General features: G+C 62.2%; 19 protein-coding genes. 8 read left to right on the top strand and 11 right to left on the bottom strand.

Features of this window, described 5'->3' with window-relative positions:
- The first annotated feature begins 39 nt into the window (after nucleotides 1-39).
- Nucleotides 40-606, top strand: coding sequence for a DUF6101 family protein (locus NKH13_RS27420; RefSeq protein WP_023674094.1), 567 nt, complete (start codon nucleotides 40-42; stop codon nucleotides 604-606).
- Here the strand turns inward: NKH13_RS27420 and ubiA are convergent, their stop codons facing one another.
- Nucleotides 607-1,590, bottom strand: coding sequence for a 4-hydroxybenzoate octaprenyltransferase (ubiA, locus tag NKH13_RS27415; protein ID WP_352720693.1), 984 nt, complete (start codon nucleotides 1,588-1,590; stop codon nucleotides 607-609).
- A gap of 155 nt (nucleotides 1,591-1,745) precedes the next feature.
- Between ubiA and purD the strand changes: the two genes are divergently transcribed.
- On the top strand, nucleotides 1,746-3,023 hold the full coding sequence (purD, locus tag NKH13_RS27410; protein WP_352720599.1) for a phosphoribosylamine--glycine ligase: 1,278 nt from the start codon (nucleotides 1,746-1,748) through the stop codon (nucleotides 3,021-3,023).
- 20 nt (nucleotides 3,024-3,043) lie between these two features.
- Here the strand turns inward: purD and NKH13_RS27405 are convergent, their stop codons facing one another.
- The 3 genes from NKH13_RS27405 to NKH13_RS27395 all read right to left on the bottom strand — a co-directional run bounded on the left by NKH13_RS27405 (nucleotide 3,044) and on the right by NKH13_RS27395 (nucleotide 5,133).
- On the bottom strand, nucleotides 3,044-4,150 hold the full coding sequence (locus tag NKH13_RS27405) for a glycoside hydrolase family 25 protein (protein WP_352720597.1): 1,107 nt from the start codon (nucleotides 4,148-4,150) through the stop codon (nucleotides 3,044-3,046).
- Nucleotides 4,151-4,345: 195 nt separating this feature from the next.
- A complete protein-coding gene (locus NKH13_RS27400; RefSeq protein ID WP_352915785.1) occupies nucleotides 4,346-4,849 on the bottom strand; it encodes a GNAT family N-acetyltransferase in 504 nt (167 codons plus the stop codon).
- The gene (locus tag NKH13_RS27395; protein ID WP_292664465.1) at nucleotides 4,846-5,133 is read right to left on the bottom strand and encodes a type II toxin-antitoxin system TacA family antitoxin; all 288 of its coding nucleotides are present in this window, start codon (nucleotides 5,131-5,133) and stop codon (nucleotides 4,846-4,848) included. Before NKH13_RS27395 ends, NKH13_RS27400 begins: the two co-directional genes overlap by 4 nt.
- A 223-nt stretch (nucleotides 5,134-5,356) precedes the next feature.
- On the opposite strand from NKH13_RS27395, the gene NKH13_RS27390 reads away from it, so the two are divergent.
- Nucleotides 5,357-7,120: an acyl-CoA dehydrogenase family protein gene (locus NKH13_RS27390; protein WP_352720593.1), complete on the top strand. Its 1,764-nt coding sequence runs from the start codon at nucleotides 5,357-5,359 to the stop codon at nucleotides 7,118-7,120.
- A 53-nt stretch (nucleotides 7,121-7,173) separates the two neighbouring features.
- Nucleotides 7,174-7,926, top strand: coding sequence for a crotonase/enoyl-CoA hydratase family protein (locus NKH13_RS27385; RefSeq protein WP_352720591.1), 753 nt, complete (start codon nucleotides 7,174-7,176; stop codon nucleotides 7,924-7,926).
- 71 nt (nucleotides 7,927-7,997) lie between these two features.
- Here the strand turns inward: NKH13_RS27385 and NKH13_RS27380 are convergent, their stop codons facing one another.
- From NKH13_RS27380 to pdxH, 3 genes are all read right to left on the bottom strand, one after another.
- Nucleotides 7,998-8,273 carry a hypothetical protein gene (locus NKH13_RS27380; RefSeq protein ID WP_023674100.1) on the bottom strand — a complete coding sequence of 92 codons (276 nt, stop codon included), beginning with the start codon at nucleotides 8,271-8,273 and terminating at the stop codon, nucleotides 7,998-8,000.
- 133 nt (nucleotides 8,274-8,406) lie between these two features.
- Nucleotides 8,407-8,652, bottom strand: coding sequence for a CopG family ribbon-helix-helix protein (locus NKH13_RS27375; RefSeq protein WP_352915782.1), 246 nt, complete (start codon nucleotides 8,650-8,652; stop codon nucleotides 8,407-8,409).
- A 169-nt stretch (nucleotides 8,653-8,821) separates the two neighbouring features.
- Nucleotides 8,822-9,439: a pyridoxamine 5'-phosphate oxidase gene (gene pdxH, locus NKH13_RS27370; protein WP_292663882.1), complete on the bottom strand. Its 618-nt coding sequence runs from the start codon at nucleotides 9,437-9,439 to the stop codon at nucleotides 8,822-8,824.
- A 39-nt stretch (nucleotides 9,440-9,478) separates the two neighbouring features.
- Here pdxH and NKH13_RS27365 point away from each other — a divergent pair, with 39 nt between their 5' ends.
- Both NKH13_RS27365 and NKH13_RS27360 read left to right on the top strand, forming a co-directional pair.
- A complete protein-coding gene (locus tag NKH13_RS27365) occupies nucleotides 9,479-9,940 on the top strand; it encodes an RT0821/Lpp0805 family surface protein (protein ID WP_352720589.1) in 462 nt (153 codons plus the stop codon).
- A 100-nt stretch (nucleotides 9,941-10,040) separates the two neighbouring features.
- Nucleotides 10,041-10,967, top strand: a complete 927-nt coding sequence (locus NKH13_RS27360) for a DnaJ C-terminal domain-containing protein (protein WP_352720587.1) — start codon at nucleotides 10,041-10,043, stop codon at nucleotides 10,965-10,967.
- A 140-nt stretch (nucleotides 10,968-11,107) separates the two neighbouring features.
- Here NKH13_RS27360 and NKH13_RS27355 read toward each other — a convergent pair whose 3' ends face one another.
- The 4 genes from NKH13_RS27355 to NKH13_RS27340 form a co-directional block, all read right to left on the bottom strand.
- Nucleotides 11,108-11,809, bottom strand: a complete 702-nt coding sequence (locus NKH13_RS27355) for an adenylate/guanylate cyclase domain-containing protein (RefSeq protein WP_352489592.1) — start codon at nucleotides 11,807-11,809, stop codon at nucleotides 11,108-11,110.
- 167 nt (nucleotides 11,810-11,976) lie between these two features.
- Nucleotides 11,977-13,521, bottom strand: coding sequence for a S8 family serine peptidase (locus NKH13_RS27350; RefSeq protein WP_352720583.1), 1,545 nt, complete (start codon nucleotides 13,519-13,521; stop codon nucleotides 11,977-11,979).
- 9 nt (nucleotides 13,522-13,530) lie between these two features.
- Nucleotides 13,531-14,553, bottom strand: coding sequence for a phosphatase PAP2 family protein (locus tag NKH13_RS27345; RefSeq protein ID WP_352720581.1), 1,023 nt, complete (start codon nucleotides 14,551-14,553; stop codon nucleotides 13,531-13,533).
- 83 nt (nucleotides 14,554-14,636) lie between these two features.
- Nucleotides 14,637-16,217 carry a hypothetical protein gene (locus NKH13_RS27340; RefSeq protein ID WP_352915777.1) on the bottom strand — a complete coding sequence of 527 codons (1,581 nt, stop codon included), beginning with the start codon at nucleotides 16,215-16,217 and terminating at the stop codon, nucleotides 14,637-14,639.
- Between the two features lie 556 nt (nucleotides 16,218-16,773).
- Between NKH13_RS27340 and fabI the strand changes: the two genes are divergently transcribed.
- On the top strand, nucleotides 16,774-17,592 hold the full coding sequence (gene fabI / locus NKH13_RS27335) for an enoyl-ACP reductase FabI (protein ID WP_031211054.1): 819 nt from the start codon (nucleotides 16,774-16,776) through the stop codon (nucleotides 17,590-17,592).
- 31 nt (nucleotides 17,593-17,623) lie between these two features.
- A complete protein-coding gene (locus tag NKH13_RS27330) occupies nucleotides 17,624-18,211 on the top strand; it encodes a histidine phosphatase family protein (RefSeq protein ID WP_352720577.1) in 588 nt (195 codons plus the stop codon).
- Nucleotides 18,212-18,787: the final 576 nt, after the last annotated feature.

The raw sequence follows: 18,787 nt of genomic DNA, 5'->3' as shown, positions 1-18,787 counted from the left end.
GGAAACACCGGCTCTCAGGAGAAACAGGAAAGGCACGATATGAACACTGGACTGAAGCCAGTCTGGGCCGGCCGCAATATGCGTCTCGACCCATTCCGCCTGCCGCAGGTGGTGAGTTACGCCACGCGCGACGACTATGGCGACGTCACCTTCACCATCGACCAGCGCGGCGCGGTTATCCGCCGCACGCTGGAGATGAGTGGCGTGCCGGCGATCATCGCTCTGCCCGCCAACGCGTTTCGCGGCGTCGCCGCCCGCGCCATGGAGGATCCGGATGGCAATGTCACAGTGACGCTCGAGCTTCTGCACAACGACCCGATGCTGTCGGTGCCGCTGCTGGTGGCCGACGATCTCGACGACGTCGCCGCCGACTGGCGCGCCTGGGCCGATGCCTACCGCCTGCCGATGCTGCTGATCGAAGCCGACGGCATTGCCCGTACGCTCGAAGAATCGCTCGGCGCCGCCATCAAGGCGCTGCCGGCGCAGGACCGCCGCAAGGGCCGCGTCTCGACCATGCGCCGTCCGCGCTTCCTCGCCCGCCGCCGCGCCGGCGACCTCGGCCTCAGGCTGGTCATCGGAGGCGAGGAGCTTATTTCGCGGGAGTAGCTAAACCAGCGGCTTCAGCGCCACCCAAGCCGCGCCGCCGATCAGGCCGAGGAAGATCAGCCAGCCGACCTGGTTGTTCGATCTGAACAGCCTCAGGCACTGGTCCGGATCGTCGATGTCGAGCACGGCGATCTGCCGCGCCATATGCGCGCCGGCGGCGATCAGCCCAGCCAGCGCCGGCACGGGTGCCTGCGCCGAGGCAAAGGCAATGGCGAAGCAGACCAGCGCTCCGCCATAAAGCCCGGCCAGCCAGGCCTTGGTATTGTCGCCGAACAGGCGCGCCGTCGAGCGCACGCCGACGATGGCGTCGTCTTCCTTGTCCTGATGCGCATAGATCGTGTCGTAGCCGATCACCCACAGGATCGAGCCGATATAGAGCATGATTGCCGGTCCATCGAGATCGCCGAACTCGACCGCCCATCCCATCAGCGCTCCCCAGGAAAAGGCAAGTCCGAGAACGAGTTGCGGCCAATTGGTGTACCGCTTCATGAATGGGTAGACGGCGACGATGACCAGCGAGCCGATGCCGAGCGAGATGGCGAAGCTGTTGAACTGCAAAAGCACGGCAAGGCCGACCAGTGCCTGTACGACAACAAACATCCAGGCCTGCCGGCGCGTGACCTTGCCGGCCGGCAGCGGCCGCGAGCGCGTGCGTTCCACCTGGTTGTCGATGTCCTCGTCGACCAAATCATTGTAGGTGCAGCCGGCGCCACGCATGGCGAACGCGCCGAGAAAAAACAGCAGCAGATACCACGGCGACGGCAGCAGCGAGAGCAGCGGATCCGCCGGACGCGGATAGGCGCTCGCCGCAAGGGCAGCCGACCACCAGCATGGCCACAGCAGCAATTGCCAGCCGATCGGCCGGTCCCACCGGGCAAGCTGCGCATAGGGCCACAACCCCCGCGGCAGCGCGCGATAGACCCAGTGGCCGCTCGGCGCATCGGCGACGCGGCCCTGGGCCGCTTTCGACTGGACGGTTTCCATTTTGCTGGAGTGGCAGCAGAGGCGAATGCCGTCAAGCGTCAAGCAGGCCGGATCCGCTCGCGGCGCGGAATCGCCGCCGCGGCAGCCAAATGTCTTGACCCGCCGCCCGGGGCGCAATAGCGCAGTCCTGATCGGAACGGGCAAGGAATCCAGGCATGCGTGTTTTGCTGATCGGCTCCGGCGGACGAGAACATGCGCTGGCCTGGAAGATGGCGGCGTCGCCGCTGCTGACCAAACTCTACGCGGCGCCCGGCAATCCGGGCATCGGCGGCGAAGCCGAGCTGGTGAGGCTCGATGTTTCGGATCATGCAGCGGTGGTCCGGTTTTGCCGCGAGAAAGAAATAGATCTCGTCGTGGTCGGCCCGGAAGGGCCGCTGGTTGCCGGCATTGCCGACGACCTTCGCGCCGAGGGCATCCGCGTCTTCGGCCCCTCAAAGGCAGCGGCGCGGCTGGAAGGCTCGAAGGGTTTTACCAAAGACCTCTGCGCCAGATACGGCATCCCGACCGCCGCCTATGGCCGCTTCGGCGATCTGGGTTCGGCCAAGGCCTATGTCGAGAAGACGGGTGCGCCGATCGTCATTAAGGCCGACGGTCTTGCTGCCGGCAAGGGTGTCACCGTCGCCATGACGCTTGACGAGGCGCTGGCCGCGCTGGACGCCTGTTTCGACGGCTCCTTCGGCCAGGCCGGCGCCGAAGTGGTGGTCGAAGAGTTTCTCAGCGGCGAGGAGGCAAGCTTCTTCTGCCTCTGCGACGGAACCACCGCGCTGCCCTTCGGCACCGCGCAGGACCACAAGCGCCTCAGTGACGGCGACACCGGCCCGAACACCGGCGGCATGGGCGCCTATTCGCCGGCGCCGGTGATGACGCCGGAGATGATCGACCGAACCATGCGCGAGATCGTCGAGCCGACCATGCGCGGCATGGCTGAAACAGGCGTACCGTTTTCCGGCGTGCTGTTCGCCGGACTGATGATATCGGACAAGGGCCCGAAGCTGATCGAATACAACACCCGTTTCGGCGACCCGGAATGCCAGGTGCTGATGATGCGGCTGAAGGACGATCTCCTGGTCCTGCTCAACGCCGCCGCCGACGGCCAGCTGGCACACACCTCGGTGCGCTGGCGCGACGAGGCGGCGCTCACCGTGGTGATGGCAGCCAGGGGTTATCCCGGCACGCCGGAAAAGGGCTCGGTCATTCGCGGCGTCGAGGCGGCAGCAGGTGGCGGCGTCGAGATATTTCATGCCGGCACCGCCATCAACGGCGGCGCACTCGTCGCCAATGGCGGTCGCGTGCTCAACATCACGGCGACAGGCCGAACCGTCGGCGAGGCGCAGAAGAAGGCCTACGCCGCGCTCGACCGGATCGACTGGCCGCAAGGCTTTTGCCGCCGCGACATTGGCTGGCTGGCAGTGGCGCGCGAGCAGTCGAACTGACGTTTAAGGCGGCCTCGACCTCAACGCAGGCGGTTGTCGAATTCGGTCGAGACAGTGCTGACCGTATCGGCGGTGGGGGCAATTGCAGACACCGAGGCGGCACGCTTTTTTTCGTTTCGCGTCCAGGCGACATATTCGGCAATCCCGCGCGGAAGGCTCGGCACCGTCTTGGCCGCAGGCATTTGAAAGCCGCTGCTGAATTTGGCCAAGCGCGTTCTAAATACCGCGACCAGTTGCTCGAGGCTCGGGGGTGCTGCCACGGTGGCGTAGGTCATGGCAGTGCCGGCGAGCCCCGCCTCGCGTGAGAGCGGCACCGGTATCGAGGCGAGATAATCCGGCTGCACGTCGATCAGGCCGCCGAACGGCCACTGCGCGCGCAATTCCGTGGCGCTCATCGGCGCGACGCTGACGTCGATATCGTTGGGTGTGCCTGCGACCCGATAGGGACAGCGGAACCGGCCGCAATTTGCTCGCGCCGAAAACTGCCAGAGCGCATAACCCTGCCAGTTGCCCATTGGAAAATGCACGCCGATGTCTGGCTTGTAGCGCGCATACCACAGCGGCAGCCGGGACAGGAGCGGGTATTTATACTTGTTGTCGGCGATATGCCTGGCTGTCGTGCCGTTGGTGTAGAGCACTGGAAAGCGGCCAACCCGACGATGCACATGGCGCACGAATTCCTCGGCATCCTCGAGCGACATCCATTGGGTGGGATCATCGTCCTCGATGTCGAGGGCAAGCAGGTCATCCGGCCCGGGTTTCACGAAATTGATGAAATTATTGGCCTGTCCCACGGGGTTGCCGGGGCGGGCGAGATGATAGGCACCCCATTTCAGGCCCAGCGCCTTGGCCACCACCTTGCGCGTCTGGAACAGTTCCTGTGCCATCGCATGGCGCTTCCAAAGCGTCTTGCACAGCCGCATCTCGGTCTCGTCGCCGAAACAGAAATAGGGTGGCGGCATTCCGTCGGAAGCTTTGTTGATGAAACCGACAAGACGCTTGTCGGCGGCTAGCCGGGTCCAGTCGATGGAATTGTATTCGTAGGCATCGACGACCAGCGCCCGGTCCGCATCCTTCCACGGTTCGGAGAAATCCGAGGCCCTTGTCGGCGCCGGCGCCAGCGTCATCGTGGCCGCGACAAGGAGAAGCGCTAAGCGGATAAGAGGGTGCGCCGGCGTTTTCAAACAGCAGGTCCTTGCTGGCCAAAGCCCAATCCTGAGCCGCCATGGTTAAGGAAATGCTTCGGGTGCCGAGTGGGCGAGTTGGAGCGCTGGCGAAGCGACCCTTGGTGCTCCTCAAGAGCAAAGCGATGGTTGCGATTGTCAGCCAAATAGCTTCAACGCTGTTGCTATGGGCAGGAACAGTGATAGCGGGCGGCTCTGAAATGAGGTGAAGCCATGTTTGCGATAAAACGCCACCGCCTGGTCATCCGTTGCATCGACAATCAATGCGAAGGCTGCCGGGGATGCGCTAACGCTGTGTCTTAGCGCATCCACGATCAGCGCCGACCCGATCCGCTGCCCCTGGTATCGGGCATCGACGGCCAGCCTACCGACCAATATCGCAGGCAGGACTGGGTAGCGTGGTAGATGTCTTGTCTGTTCGTCAGGCAAGGACGCGATTGGTATGCTCGACGCCGCCAAAGTGTAATATCCGGCGATCGCGCCGCCATTGCGATCCACGGCAACGAAGCAATTGCAAACTCGGCGTTTGACATCTTGGCTGGCTTGCTCCCGGATGTAGCGGTCGAGCGCCGGTACCCCGCAGCTGAAAGCCTTGCGATCATGCAATCCGCCGAGCGGTTCGATAATGACGGCGAAAGTCACCGGGTTTCGACGACCAGCCGTTTGTGGGCGTCGGCAGCTTTGCGCAGTGCTTCATTGGGCTCGGGCGGATTGAGAATTGCCTCCATCATGGCGCGCTGATCCTCGACGGAAATACGCATGATGGTGGTGTTCTCGATGGTACGCTGAGCCGCCTCTTGAGCGGCAGCGACCACGAAGTCGCTGACGCTACGGCCCTGGATTTCGGCGGCGCGTTTCACCACGTCCAGAATATCCGGCGAAATACGAGCTTCGAGACGAGCGGTACGGGTCTGTTGGTTCGGCATTATCGTCACCCCTGATGGACGACTTGTACGGGAAATAGCCGTACAGATCAAGTGCGTGGTGCGACTTTGCGTAATTTCGCAGGCGAGCCAGCAACTGCAAAATCTGCGTGACAAAAGTTGACGTTTACGTAAAAAGAAGATGGGCAGGGAATTCCAAAAGCAGATGGTTTTGCATCGGCACGGGTCTTAAGTTGATCCGCTGGACTGAGGAGGAGCGAGCGCGATGTATCGGGCACCGGTCGAGGAAATCGCCTTCACCCTGAAGCATGTCGCTGGCTTGAAGGCGGCGCTCGATGCCGGCACCTTTGGCGAACTCGGCGAGGACCTCGTCGACGCCATTCTGGCCGAAGCTGGCCGTTTCGCCAGCGAGGAGGTGGCGCCGCTCTACAAGGTCGGCGACCAGCACGGCGCAGTGCTCAACGGCGCTGCCGTCACTACCCCGCCCGGCTGGAAGGAACTTTATCGCCGCTGGATCGGCGGCGGCTGGAATGCGCTGTCCGCGCCGGAAGCTTATGGCGGCCAGGCGCTTCCGGCCATGCTCGGCGTCGCCGCGCTCGAAATGTGGAACTCCGCCTCGATGGCGTTCGGCATCGCCCCGACGCTGACCATGGGCGCGGTCGAAGCACTCGACAAGCATGGCTCGCAGGCACTCAAGGCCAAATATCTGGAAAAGCTGGTCTCCGGCGAATGGATGGGCACCATGAACCTGACCGAGCCGCAGGCAGGCTCGGACCTGAATGCCTTGCGAACCCGCGCCGAACCGGCCGGCGACGGCACCTACCGCATCTTCGGGCAAAAGATATTCATCACCTATGGCGAGCACGATTTCACCGACAACATCATCCATCTGGTGCTGGCGCGGCTGCCGGACGCGCCGCCCGGCACGCGCGGCCTGTCGCTGTTCCTGGTGCCGAAATTCCTGGTCGGCGACGACGGCGCGCTGGGCGCACGCAACGACGTCTTCTGCTCGGGGCTGGAGCACAAACTGGGCATCCACGCTTCGCCGACCTGCACCATGATCTATGGCGACGGCTTCGAAGGCAGCAGGCCCGGCGCGATCGGCTGGCTGGTCGGCGAGGAGAACAAGGGCCTCGCCTGCATGTTCACCATGATGAACAATGCGCGCCTTGCCGTCGGCATGCAGGGCGTGGCGGTCGCCGAGGCGGCGATGCAGAAGGCGCTCGCCTATGCAAACGACCGCCGGCAAGGCAAGGCGGCGAGCTATCGCGGTGCCGGCATGGCGCCGATCGTGCATCACCCCGACATCCAGCGCAGTCTTCTGACCATGAAGGCGCTGACCCAGATTGCCCGCGCCATCTGCTATTCCTGCGCCCACGCCATCGATCTTGCGTCGCACAGCGAAGATGCAAAGCACTGGCAGGAGCGCGCCAATCTGTTGACCCCGCTGGCCAAGGCCTTTTCGACCGATGTCGGCGTCGAGGTCGCCTCGCTTGGGCTGCAGGTGCATGGCGGCATGGGGTTCATCGAGGAGACAGGGGCCGCAGCGCTTTATCGCGACGCGCGCATCGCGCCCATTTACGAAGGCACCAATGGCATCCAGGCGATCGATCTGGTGACGCGCAAGCTGCCGCTCGGCGGCGGCCGGCATGTGCATGGCTACATCGCCGAACTCAAGGCCGCCGCCAATGCGGTGCGAGCGTCGAACCTTGAAGGCTTCGGCCGCACCGCCGATCGCCTCGACCAGGCGCTCGACGACCTGTCACAGGCGAGCCGTTTCCTGCAAGACCTGCAGGCCGAAGGCCGTTCGGACGAGGCGCTGGCCGGCGCCACACCTTATCTCAGGCTGATCTCGCTTGCCGCTGGCGGGGCCTATCTGGCGTGCGGCGCGCTTGCCGACCAAAACCGCATCGCGCTGTGCCGCTTCTTCGCCGAGAACCTGCTTGGCGAGGTGGGCGCGCTGAAGGAGCGCGTCATCGGCGGCGCCGACAGCCTTGCCGTTGCCGGCAAGGCGCTGATTTCAGTCTGACGTTCGCACGCGCCGAAATTCACAAAGGCCCGAAATTCACAAAGGACGAATCCGTGACAGACCACATCCTCGTCGAGCGCCAGGGCGCCATCCAGATCATCCGCATCAACCGTCCGGACAAGAAGAACGCCCTGACCCGCGCCATGTACGCGACGATGTCGGCGGCTCTTGCCGGCGGCGACGCCGATCCGGCGATCCGTGTTCATGTCTTTCTCGGCGTGCCCGGTGCCTTCTCGTCCGGCAACGACCTTGCCGATTTCATGGTCGTCGCCTCGGGCGGCGAAGGCGGTTCCGAGGTCTGGGATTTCCTGATGGCGCTGGCCAAGGTGGAAAAGCCGATGGTTTCCGGCGTCGACGGCATTGCGGTCGGTATCGGCACCACGCTCAACCTGCATTGCGACCTGACCTTCGCCACGCCGCGCACAATATTCCGGACGCCCTTCGTCGATCTCGGCCTTGTGCCGGAGGCCGGTTCGAGCCTGCTCGCGCCGCAGATCCTCGGCCGCCAAGGCGCCTTCGCGCTGCTTGGCCTCGGCGAGGGCTTTTCGGCCGAGCGGGCGAAGGCCGCCGGGCTGATCTACGAGGTGGTCGAGGAGGGGGAACTCGAAGCATCGGTGTTGGCGGCGGCGGGCCAGATCGCCGCCAAGCCGCCGCAAGCGCTGAAGATAGCGCGCGACCTGATGCGCGGCTCGCGCGACGCCCTTGTCGAGCGCATCGGCCAGGAAAGCCAGCATTTCCGCGAGCGGCTCAAATCCGACGAGGCCCGCGCAGCCTTGACGGCCTTCATGACCAGGAAAAAGGCCTAGACCTTCTGGCCTTGTCTCGCATCGTGGACCCGCCGGCAACAACCGGCGGGTTTCTTGCCACGATCTCTTTGTCACATCGCCATTTTTTTACATTCGGCCTGGGCCTTTGCCGAAGACGTGTCGATCATGAATGTCTTGCCTTTGGCGTCGGTCATCAACATCATGCAATGCTTGATCGGTTTCGCCATTTTCATCATTTCGGCGCTCATCTTCGCGTCGGGCATCATAGTGCCCATATGCCCATCGGGCATGATCGCCATGACCTCCCCACCCTTCATCACCGTCATTGTCCCCATCGCGTCCTCCGCAAAGGCTTGCGAAGCGAAAAGGCAGGCAAGACCGGCCATCGTGACCAACCTGAGTGAATGCATTGCTTCCTCCTGAATTTGCGCCAGCGGCGCGTTGAGCCCTTTCCTGGTTCGTTGCGGCAAGCTGGAACGTTTCACGCACACGAGATCGTGATAGTGGGAATTGGGTGGCTTATGCCTGGCGGGTGGACTTTACGTATTTCCCGACAACCGCCTTCACCTCGCCGGCACTGGCAAAATCGCCGCGCGAGGCGTCAGCCAATCCTGCCTCGACCTCGGCGAGTTGCCATTCTTCACTGGCTACAAAATCCTCGATGGCCTGCGCAGCCACATAGGAGCACGAGCGGTCGAGCTTTTCTGCAAGCTGGCCTAACCTGTCTGCAGTTTCGTCTGGAACGCGCACGGTAAAAGCGGTCATGGTCACATTCTTCTGGTTCACTATGATGAGTGTGAACCAAAGTGGTTCGTCAAGAACCACTCAACCGTCACCGGTGCTCGGTCGCGATCCGGATGCCGAGCCCGATCAGCACCATTCCAGTCACGCCCTCGATGCCGCGGCGGATCGGCGGCCGGCGCGGCATCGTTTTCTACGGATAAAGCCTCACCTTGTCCCAGCCGCCCTCGGCGTTGCGCGAAAAGACGACACGGTCGTGCAGCCGGAACGGACGGTCGTGCCAGAACTCGATGGTCTGCGGCACGATGCGGAAGCCCGACCAGTGTTTTGGCCGCGGAATGTCGCCGATCGCGTGGCGCGCCGTATATTCGGCAACCGCCTTTTCCAGCGCGAAGCGGCTTTCCAGCGGCCGCGACTGTTTGGAGGCCCAGGCGCCGATGCGGCTGCCGCGCGGGCGGGTCGCGTAATAGGCATCGGCTTCGGCGTCGGTGACGATCTCCACCGGGCCGCGCGCCCGCACCTGCCGGCGCAGAGATTTCCAGTGGAAGCACATCGCCGCTTTCATGCTGCCCAGGATCTCGCGGCCCTTGGCGCTCTCGAAATTCGTGTAGAAGACGAAGCCGCCCTCATCGAAGCCCTTGAGCAGCACCATGCGCACGTTCGGCATGCCCTCGGCATCGACCGTCGCCAGCGCCACGCTGTTGGGGTCGTTGATCTCGCTCTTCGTCGCGTCGTCGAGCCACGCCGCAAAAAGCCGGAACGGCTCCGCCGCCTCGGTAAAGTCACCGCTTGTTAACCCGGTTTCGCTCATAGTTTTCCCAAATTTGTCGCCGGCTGGGGAGATTGCCGATTGTCGCGTATCGCGCAAGCTTTTGACAGTGGGCAATGGAGCGTTATCGCTTCGGCCAGCGCCAAAGCCATGATCGTGATAATCGTCCTGCCGCTTGTCGCCTGTGGCGGTGGCGGCTTCAGCCTGGAACAGGCGGAGGTCGACCGCTCGGTGCTGACCTCGAGCACGCCGGCCTCGGTCACGCCGCTCGATCAGGACCGCGCTTCCGACCAGGCCACGATCCGCAACGCCGTGTCCTCCGCCGACGTCGAGCAACTGGCCGGGCAGGCCGTTCCCTGGGCGAATGCCGACACCGGCTCACGCGGCTCCATCACCGAGCTCGCAGAATTCAGAGCTAACGGCGAGACATGCCGTCGCTTCACAGCGTCGCGCGAAAGCTTCGACGGCGTCGCGCTGTTCAAAGGCGAAGTATGCCTGGTCGGTGGCAGCGCCTGGCGAATGCAGGACTTCAAGGCGCTCTGATTTTCCTTCGCCGATGTGGCGGTAACCCACTGGAATTTCTTCCTATGCAAGCGCATATAGGAGGCGATCATGGTTCCACTCCTTCTCCAGGGCAGTAAGCATGCGCGACCCCTATGAGGTGCTGGGCGTTGCCAAGAACGCATCGGCCAAGGACATAAAATCGGCGTACCGGAAGCTCGCCAAGAAGTATCATCCGGACCAGAACCCGGATCCCAAGGCAAAGGAGCGTTTTGCCGCCGCCAACCAGGCTTACGAGATCGTCGGCGACGAGAAGAACCGGGCGGCTTTCGATCGCGGTGAGATCGATGCCGAAGGCAAACCGCGGTTCCAGGGGTTCGAAGGCGCGACTGGCGGCGCCGATCCTTTCGCCGGTTTCCGCCGGCAGCAAGGGCCGGGCGGCGCGCATTTCGAATTCCGCACGGGCCGTCCCGGCGGTGATCCGTTCGACGGCAACAGCGACATCTTCAGCCAGATCTTCGGCGATGCTTTCACCCAGCAGCGCGGCGCCGGCACGGGCGGCCGCCGTCAGGCCTCGACCGCCGCCGATCTGAACGTGACGCTGGACGTCACCATCGAGGAAGCCGCCACCGCGGAGAAGGTGACGGCGATGTTCCCCGACGGCCGCAAGATGGCGGTCAAGCTGCCGGCCTATGTCGAGGACGGCCAGACCATCCGCCTGAAAGGCCAGGGTGAGCAAGGGCCGGGGCAGCCGGGCGATGCACTGGTCAAGATCCGCTTTCGCCGGCACCCTCGCTACCGCGTCGAGGGCCGCGACCTGCATGTCGACCTGCCGGTGGAACTGGCCGATGCGGTGCATGGCGCCAAGGTGGCGGTCGAAACCCCGACCGGCAGGATTGCGGTCAATGTCCCCCCTTGGTCGAGCTCGGACAAGGTTCTGCGGCTGAAGGGCAGGGGCCTGCCGGAAAAGGCCGGCGGTCACGGCGACCTCTACGCGCATGTGCGGCTGATGCTGCCGGAAGGCGGCGACACCGAGCTCGAGGCGCTGATGCGCCGGCGAAAGGGCTGACGGTCGAAAAGGCCAGCGCTTGATACCGCGTGCGAAAAGCGGGCATGAGTGGTTTCATGCCGTCGATTATCGACAGGAAACGAGCAACCAGCGCCAGGAGCCGCTATTTGGCCGAAGTAGGTTCAACGTCAGCTAACGCCTCAAAGGCCGACATTTGCACGCGCCATAGTTCTGCTTCGCGAACACGGCCGACGCCAGTCGACCGACTGGCGATGAGCCAGTTCGGCGGGGGTTAGCCGCACAAGCTTGTAGGGGTCGATCGATGCAGTCGCCAGGCCAGCAAGGTGGAGGGTCGCACCGCTGACCATCACCAGCGCGTCGACGCCTGCGCCATTCTCCCTCTTGCCAGCCTGCTCGACGTGGCGGGCGAAATTTACCTCCGAGCCGACCAGAAAAGAGAAATCCCACTGGCGATCGTTGACGAACATCACCTCGCCGGAGTGTAGGCCGATCCTGATGCGGCGCGACAGGGAGCCCATTGAGCGCTTCCAAGCGTTGCCGAGCGAGATTTCCGGTACCAGTTCCGCGACGGCGGCCAGCGCCTTTAGCGCCGTTTCGCTGGGCGTCATTTCGCTCCCCAGCCAGAGAGCTAGCACGCCGTCGCCTGTAAAGTTTTGGACGATCCCCCCTTGGGCCACCACGACCTGGCGGGTCAACGTGAAGTGCTCGATCATGAACCGCGTGGTTTCGACCAGGCCAAGCGCGCTCGCCAAGCCGGTCGAGTCCTCCACGTCGGTAAACATGATCGTGGCGATGGCGCGCTGGAATTTCGTTTCACCCATGCCGAATGACGGGAGCACGCGGTCAGTCTGTGAATTCGTATAGGCAGTGATCGGATGCATTGGAGTCCGGTCCCCGAGCGGTTTCAAACGTCGCTCGAATATGACTGGACGGCGTAGGCGGATCGTAAGCCCGCCGTGGCGGGCACGTCAGAATTACGTCAGAAATCCATTCGGGCCCTGCTTTAGCGGCTTGCAGCCGACCTTTTTAGTCAAATTCGGCGGGACCCTCAGCTCAGCAACTTACGGAGGTCAAGCAGCCCCGCTCCAAACTGCTGATCGAACGAAGGCACCCTTCTCTCGCAATTAGGGCTGTCCGGTAGAATCGGAACGTCAGCTTTTTCAAGCCAAGCCCATGAAACCTCCTTTGCGCCCGACTGGCTCATCTTCGCCTTAACCTCTATGCCGTTGAGCGGCCTACCGGTGGAGCGATGTTTCGACTGCAACAAAGCGGCTGCTCCCGCGACGATGGCCGAGGCTGCAGATGTTCCGCCAAATACCGTGTAGAGCCCGGCGCGGTCTCTGCTTTCGACGCCCGGTGGCTGGATCCCTTCCAGCTGTCCGCCGGAATAGCCGTGGTGGCCCGGGATGTCGGTGGTGAGCACGCCCTGTGGCGCGTATTCAACCTGGGGGAGCTTCTCGTAGATCTCGAAATTGTGGTCACGTGAACGCGGCGACTCCCTGTCCAGTCGTATTTGGCAGCGCGTAAACACCTCCTGGTCGTCGGACGGCGCGGAAATGGTGACGGAATTGTCGGTCGGATCGCCGCTGTAGTTGGAATATGCTGAACGTCTCGCCAGATAGGTGGCGGCCGCCACCGCAACCACGCCGTTGCTTTCGCCCGCCTTGCTCGCCGGGTAAATCAGATGGTCGTAGCCATTGTTGCCGGCTGCGCAGATGATGGGGATTTCCTCGCTGATCGCCTCGAAAACCTTCTCGAAATAATCCCAAATTGGCTTTGCCTGTTCGACCGAAGTATATCTGCTGTCGCCATATCCAGAATAGGAACGGTGCGCTCGCCATGGATCGGGTACTTCCCGGGGAAAGTGTATGACTGAAACCTTCTGGTCGCGGGCATAGAGGAACGCCAGAATGAGCTGCGCTGCGTCGGGCCGTGCTGAAATCTCGATCGGCAGGAGTTCAGCGCCTGGGGCGACCCCCCAATAAGGTATTGCGCCTTCACCGTTGCTAAATTGCCTCAACTTCGCGGGCGAGGCCGCAGGGGCGCCGACCATCAGCCCAGCGCAGGCGGTCCCGTGCGCTGAGTAGCGCATACGCGAGGTCTCAGCAGTCTCCTGAATTACGCCGCGCCCATCTTTCAGTGCTCGAAGCAGCGATTTCTGAACCTCGACTTCCTGCGCATTGTTTCTCGATTTGATCAGGCCTGCCGCCCATGCCCAGGTATCGTCGCTCACAAAGCTCTTGCTCTGCTTTTTTTCCGGCCCTCGCAAGACGGGCGGTTGCTTGGGTGTGACGTAACTCAACCCGAAAGGGTGAGCGGCGAAGCTGACCGCAGCGCGGATACGAGGCTCGAGATTGGGATGGCTTGAGTTCACCCCCGTATCGATCTGGGCAATGACCTCGCCGTAACCGGGCTTGTCAGTACCCAACAAATCCCAGGCGTCGGCCTCCAGCAGGTATGCGGCCTCGTGCGGCAACCGCGCTTCAGGGATGCGCGGACGATCACGTAAGGCGCCGATTGCGATCAGGTGCCACAGGTAGTGATACCAGTCATAACAAAGATGGCCTTCGCCCTTCTTGATGTCGTCCGTCATGGCACCTACCTACCATTCGCTCTGGGCGCGTCGGATCGTTTCATCCATCGCGTCCACCAAATACGGAGAAATGCGCGCAGCCAGTTCCTCGCCGGCATCGGTGTCGCTGGCGTAGTGCAGCCCGGCCCATTCCCTATTCTCGGCCACCCGGCGGGCGCGCTCATAAAGCGCGGTTACGCCGGCGTGCTCGGGCAACATCCGTTGCAGAACGTTCGCCACCGCAAATGACTGAAATGAATGGTTGGACGGGTAGGAAGCGTGCGAAGGAACCGGAAGCGCCGGCCGCAGCCTCGGCTCAATGATGTTGGGCCGTGGCCGATTGAATCGATCTTTGTAGTTGAGCCCGATCTCCTCCGTGAGTTCAAGGATCGCAACAATCAATGCGCATGTCCCCTCGAAGCCCGCGAGAGTGTCTATTCCGAGCGGTGCCGTGTAGTCCAAAATCCCGAACGATGCCTGGCGGACGATCTCCTCGCGCCGCAGCGGGTCACCTTCCCTCCTCTTCTGCAGATCGATAAGCGCTTCTGTCTCCCTGAGGCTCTCTGAAGGTCCGGGCGGGGGATCGATAAGAATGTCCTCCCAGATCGCGCCGAGATATTTGTTGGCGACGCTTAGTCCGATCCTGTGCAAGGCGCGCTTGTCATGCCACGCCGGCAAAGCCTCCTCGCCAGTTTCGAAAGCCGTTTGCCCCCTGCCGCGTCCCCGTCCTCGTCCGCGCCCTCTGCCCCTGCCTCGACCTCGACCTGCGCTCGGCCCCGCCCGGAAGGCTGGCGAAAGGCGCATGACACCCTCCACAGGGTCATCAGAAATCGTTATCACGATCTGCTCTTCTTGAATCGACAGAAGGCTGCTCTTGGTCATCATAGACACGAAAGGATGCAGTTTTTCGCCGCCTTTATTTTTGATGTATTCCTCAAGAGATTTTTCAGGTTTTGCGTCACCCAATATCAGTGGATATTGCCTTATGTCCGATCCACTGACTAAGAAGCGGGCGTTAAACAACTTGTTATTAAGATCAATTATCGACATCATGTCCACCCTCAACTAAAGCTTCTAATTCGATCCGCGCCAAACTGGTGGTCGGAGCCTCGACGTGACGCCTGCGGTGCGCAACGCTAGGGTGCGTACCTTGGCAGCGTTATCCGCGACAGCCCGCTCTTGATAACCGAAACTCCGAGTACGCCTGCAATTGGATAATTCTCCTCTGAAAGCAGCTCGAGCGAGAAATCCGGCTCCCAGGCGCGCAAGCGTTCGACAGTTCGAACTGCTTCCACAGTCTGCCCCAGATGCCCGTGGCAGGCAGCCGAGTATCTCAAAGCGGGTAGGTATGTGGGTTGCTGCGCAAGGACACGCTCGCCGTGACGTATCCCCTCCTCGAAGCGCCCGTTCAGAGTTGCCAAGATGCAGCACGTGGTATCGATGCAGTAACGATACAGGGGAGGCCCGCCCAGTGCACGTGCGCGCATCGCATCCTCATAGCCACGCGTCACCTCGCCGAGATAGCCGAGCGTCAAGGCACGCATGTCCCAGCAAATGGCTTGTAGCGGGTTAGCGGCTATCGCTCGATCGGCGAGTTCCAGTGCCTGTGCGTATTCACGAAAGACGAACGAATGGGCATGAGCGGCCAACGCCAGGGTGATAGGATTGAAGGGGGCCACTTCGACGGCGCGACTGGCGCATTCCCGAACCTGATCGTGAAAGGTGTCCGAGCGGCCGACCCGTCTCTCGCCAAAGCGGGTGACAAACACAAACAGCTGCCACCCCAGATACGTGCTACGCGGGTCGAGCTCATATGCTTCAGCGAGCATGCGCTCCGCCGAATCTAGGTCCGTATCGCGCATGCGGAATACCTGTCGCAGCGCTGTCAATGCAAGCCGAGACGCCCGGTGTCGGGGCTCGTCGCGGATGGACTTAGGATCGAGAACGAATTCGAGGATCGAAAATACGATCTGATTGACCAACGACATCAGCTTCAGGCTCGTCGGGCCAGTCAGGTCGGCCAGCTCGAGAAAATCCGTATGCGACCACAAGAGCCGGCTGTCACCGGGCGCAATCAATGCAAATGTCAGGCCCACGCTGTCGCCCATCACCGTTGCCCTGGTTTGCAACAGCCAGTCTGGTAGCGCAGTGTCAGGCGCTTGGGTCAGCGGTCCCTGCGCTTGAAAATCCACGACGTCGACCACTTCGAAATTCAGGATCGATCGAACCACCAGATCCAGGACGAGGTCGCTGACGGCCCTGTTAGCGGAGCCCTCCGTCCACCTGGCATCGCGAAGCAGGCCCAAGCATAGCCGCGACGAATTCAGAAGTGAGGCGCTTCGCTGTCCGGACAACTGATCTGCCGCGGCAACAGGAGAGACGTTTGCTGTCACTGTGCGTGGCCGGGGCCATTGGCTTCTTTGCTCACGAAGCCAATCCTCGAACTCTGGATCGCGAATATCGAGGCCCTCAAGCAGATCACGCGTGGCAGAGCCTTCGGGCGGATCGTTCAAATCGATGCCGATCGAAGCGACGTCGAGTCGAACCACATCACGATCGGTCGAGATTAGATCAAGGCCGGCGCTGCGGAGCGACTTCCGAACCTCGGACAGTTCCTGCCGCAAGCTTGCTGCACCCTGCTCCTCGCCGCGAGTGCTCCAGAGCTTGCTTTGCAGCCATTTTCGGCTCCGCGTACCGTTGGGTGCCAGAGCGAGCATGGCCAAGAGCGCTTTAGACCGTCTGCCATGCGGCGTGACGTCCGCGCCGTCCGCGCTCTCAATCGCGAATGGCCCAATCAATCTAAGGAAAGGATGGCCATCCGAGTACACTAGCGGCCCCTCGCGTCCCCGTACGCTAATATATCATCCACTAATATAAGTCTATCTGTAATTCTCGGCTTCCGTAAGGTCAAACCTACACGTGGCAAAGGATTCGAGACGGGATTTCTGCTGTGACGGAAGGACTCGGTAGCGACACCAGCGGTCGTTCGATGTAAGCGGTCCCATTGTCTGAGTTGGGTCATGAGCGTGACTTCGGCCACGGGCCAAAGGGTCATCTTCGGCCGTGCCACACCGATACCAAGTGTCCGATCTTTCCACTGGCCCACGACTGCAAGGTCAACGTGCTACAGCATTCTTTGCGCGTCCAAAGGATGCGCGGCTCTGTAGACCAGCGGCTTTGTCCCCCGAACTGTCCGCTTTGAACGCTTGAAGGGGCACTGTGGCTGTGCGATAGGCACTCCACAACGTAGAGAACCTTGCGGAGAGCGCTGACATGGCGGGTGGACGGGGCCTTATGGCCGGCAAGCGCGGCCTTATCCTTGGCATCGCCAACAATCGCTCGATCGCTTACGGCATCGCCAAGGCCTGTGTCGACCACGGCGCCGAGATCGCGCTGACCTATCAGGGCGAGGCGTTCAAGAAACGCGTCGAGCCGCTTGCGGCCGAACTGGGCGCGCATGTCGCCGGCCATTGCGACGTGACCGACCCGGCCAGCCTCGATGCGGTGTTCGCCGATATCGCCAGCCATTGGGGCAAGCTCGATTTCCTCGTCCACGCCATCGCCTTTTCCGACAAGGACGAGCTGACCGGTCGCTATGTCGAGACGACGCGCGACAATTTCCTGCGTACCATGGATATTTCGGTCTATTCCTTCACGACCATCGCCAAACGTGCCGAGGCGCTGATGACCGACGGCGGCTCGCTGCTGACGCTGACCTATTACGGCGCGGAAAAGGTAATGCCGCACTACAACGTCATGGGTGTCGCCAAGGCGGCGCTCGAAGCCAGCGTGCGCTATCTGGCCGTCGATCTCGGCGCCAAGAAGATCCGTGTCAACGCGATCTCCGCCGGCCCGATCAAGACGCTTGCCGCATCCGGCATCGGCGACTTCCGCTACATCCTGAAGTGGAACGAATACAATTCGCCGTTGAAGCAGACGGTCACGCAGGAGGAAGTTGGCGATTCCGGCGTCTATTTCCTGTCCGACCTTTCGCGCGGCGTCACCGGCGAGATCCATCATGTCGATTCCGGCTATCATGTCGTCGGCATGAAGGCGGTCGACGCGCCGGATATTTCGACGGTCAAGGACTGACGCCACCGCCTGATCTCTTCCGGAAGACCTGATGTACCCGCTCGTCTATATCGTGCGCCACGGCCAGACGGCGTGGAACGCCGAGGCCCGGCTGCAGGGGCAGGCCGATACCGACCTCAACGAGCTTGGCCGCGAGCAGGCTAGCCGCAACGGGCGTAGGCTGGCCGACCTCATCGACAAGCCCGAAGATTTCGACTTTGTTGCCAGCCCAATGCGGCGCACGCGCGAGACGATGGAGCGCCTGCGCGCGGCGATGAAGCTCGATCCGCATGCCTATCGTACCGAGCCGCTGCTCGTAGAATTGAGCTTTGGCGACTGGCAGGGTTTCACCTTTGCCGAACTCGAGGCGAACAATCCCGGTTCAACCAGGCAACGCCGCCTCGACAAATGGAATTTCCAGCCGCCCGGCGAGGGCGCCGAAAGCTATCAGATGCTGCTCGAACGGGTGAAGCCGTGGTTCGACGCGCTCGATCGCCAGACGGTCTGCGTGACCCATGGCGGCGTCATGCGCGCGCTGTTCCGCTTCGTGCTGGGGATGTCCGAACAAGATGCGGTCAGCATGGAAGTGCCGCAGGACCGCGTGCTCAGGCTGGACGGCCGGCGCCTGGAGTGGCTTTGAGGGGTCAAACTCTCAACGATCAGCCCCTTCTCAGGCATTGAAGGCAGTCGGGACGATGCAAGGTGACCCGACTTCCAGATGGCGAGCCGCGAATAGCCGCTTCGCGCCTAAAGTCGGACATTTAAGCGCAATTAGGGACTGCCAGAAAGCAGACGTTGCGCACGAATCCGGCTATCAAATTGCGTAACATTGGGTATGGAAAGAGCGTCCACAACGCCGAGCGCGAAGGCGCTGTTCAGCCTTGCAGCAAGGAGTGCGATCCATCGCGTTTCGGCAGCATTGTCCAGTGCGGGAAGCCGATCAGTCCTGAGAGCCTTAGCCGTGTGATCATGGCCATCATTGACAAGCCGTCCCTGAACAGCCGAGACCTGTCCAGTCATGGCGCGAGTCGCGGCGTGTTACCTCGCAGCGGGCACAGTGTATTTACCTGCGAAGACCTCTTCTCCGAGATACACCCCGCCGAAAGGGACCGGTCCGGTCTGCCTTTACGGAGACGACGTGGGCGGCAGGCCCAGCCCGGCACAGAGAATGCGATCCGCTAGCGGCACCGCCCGGCCCAGCAAGCTAAGAACCGCT

Origin of the sequence: Mesorhizobium sp. M1348 (genome assembly GCF_040317925.1) — a bacterium.
Classification (GTDB): Bacteria; Pseudomonadota; Alphaproteobacteria; order Rhizobiales; family Rhizobiaceae; genus Mesorhizobium.
Note: the sequence above shows the minus strand (reverse complement) of the source record. Positions and strands in the feature narration are given on the sequence as shown.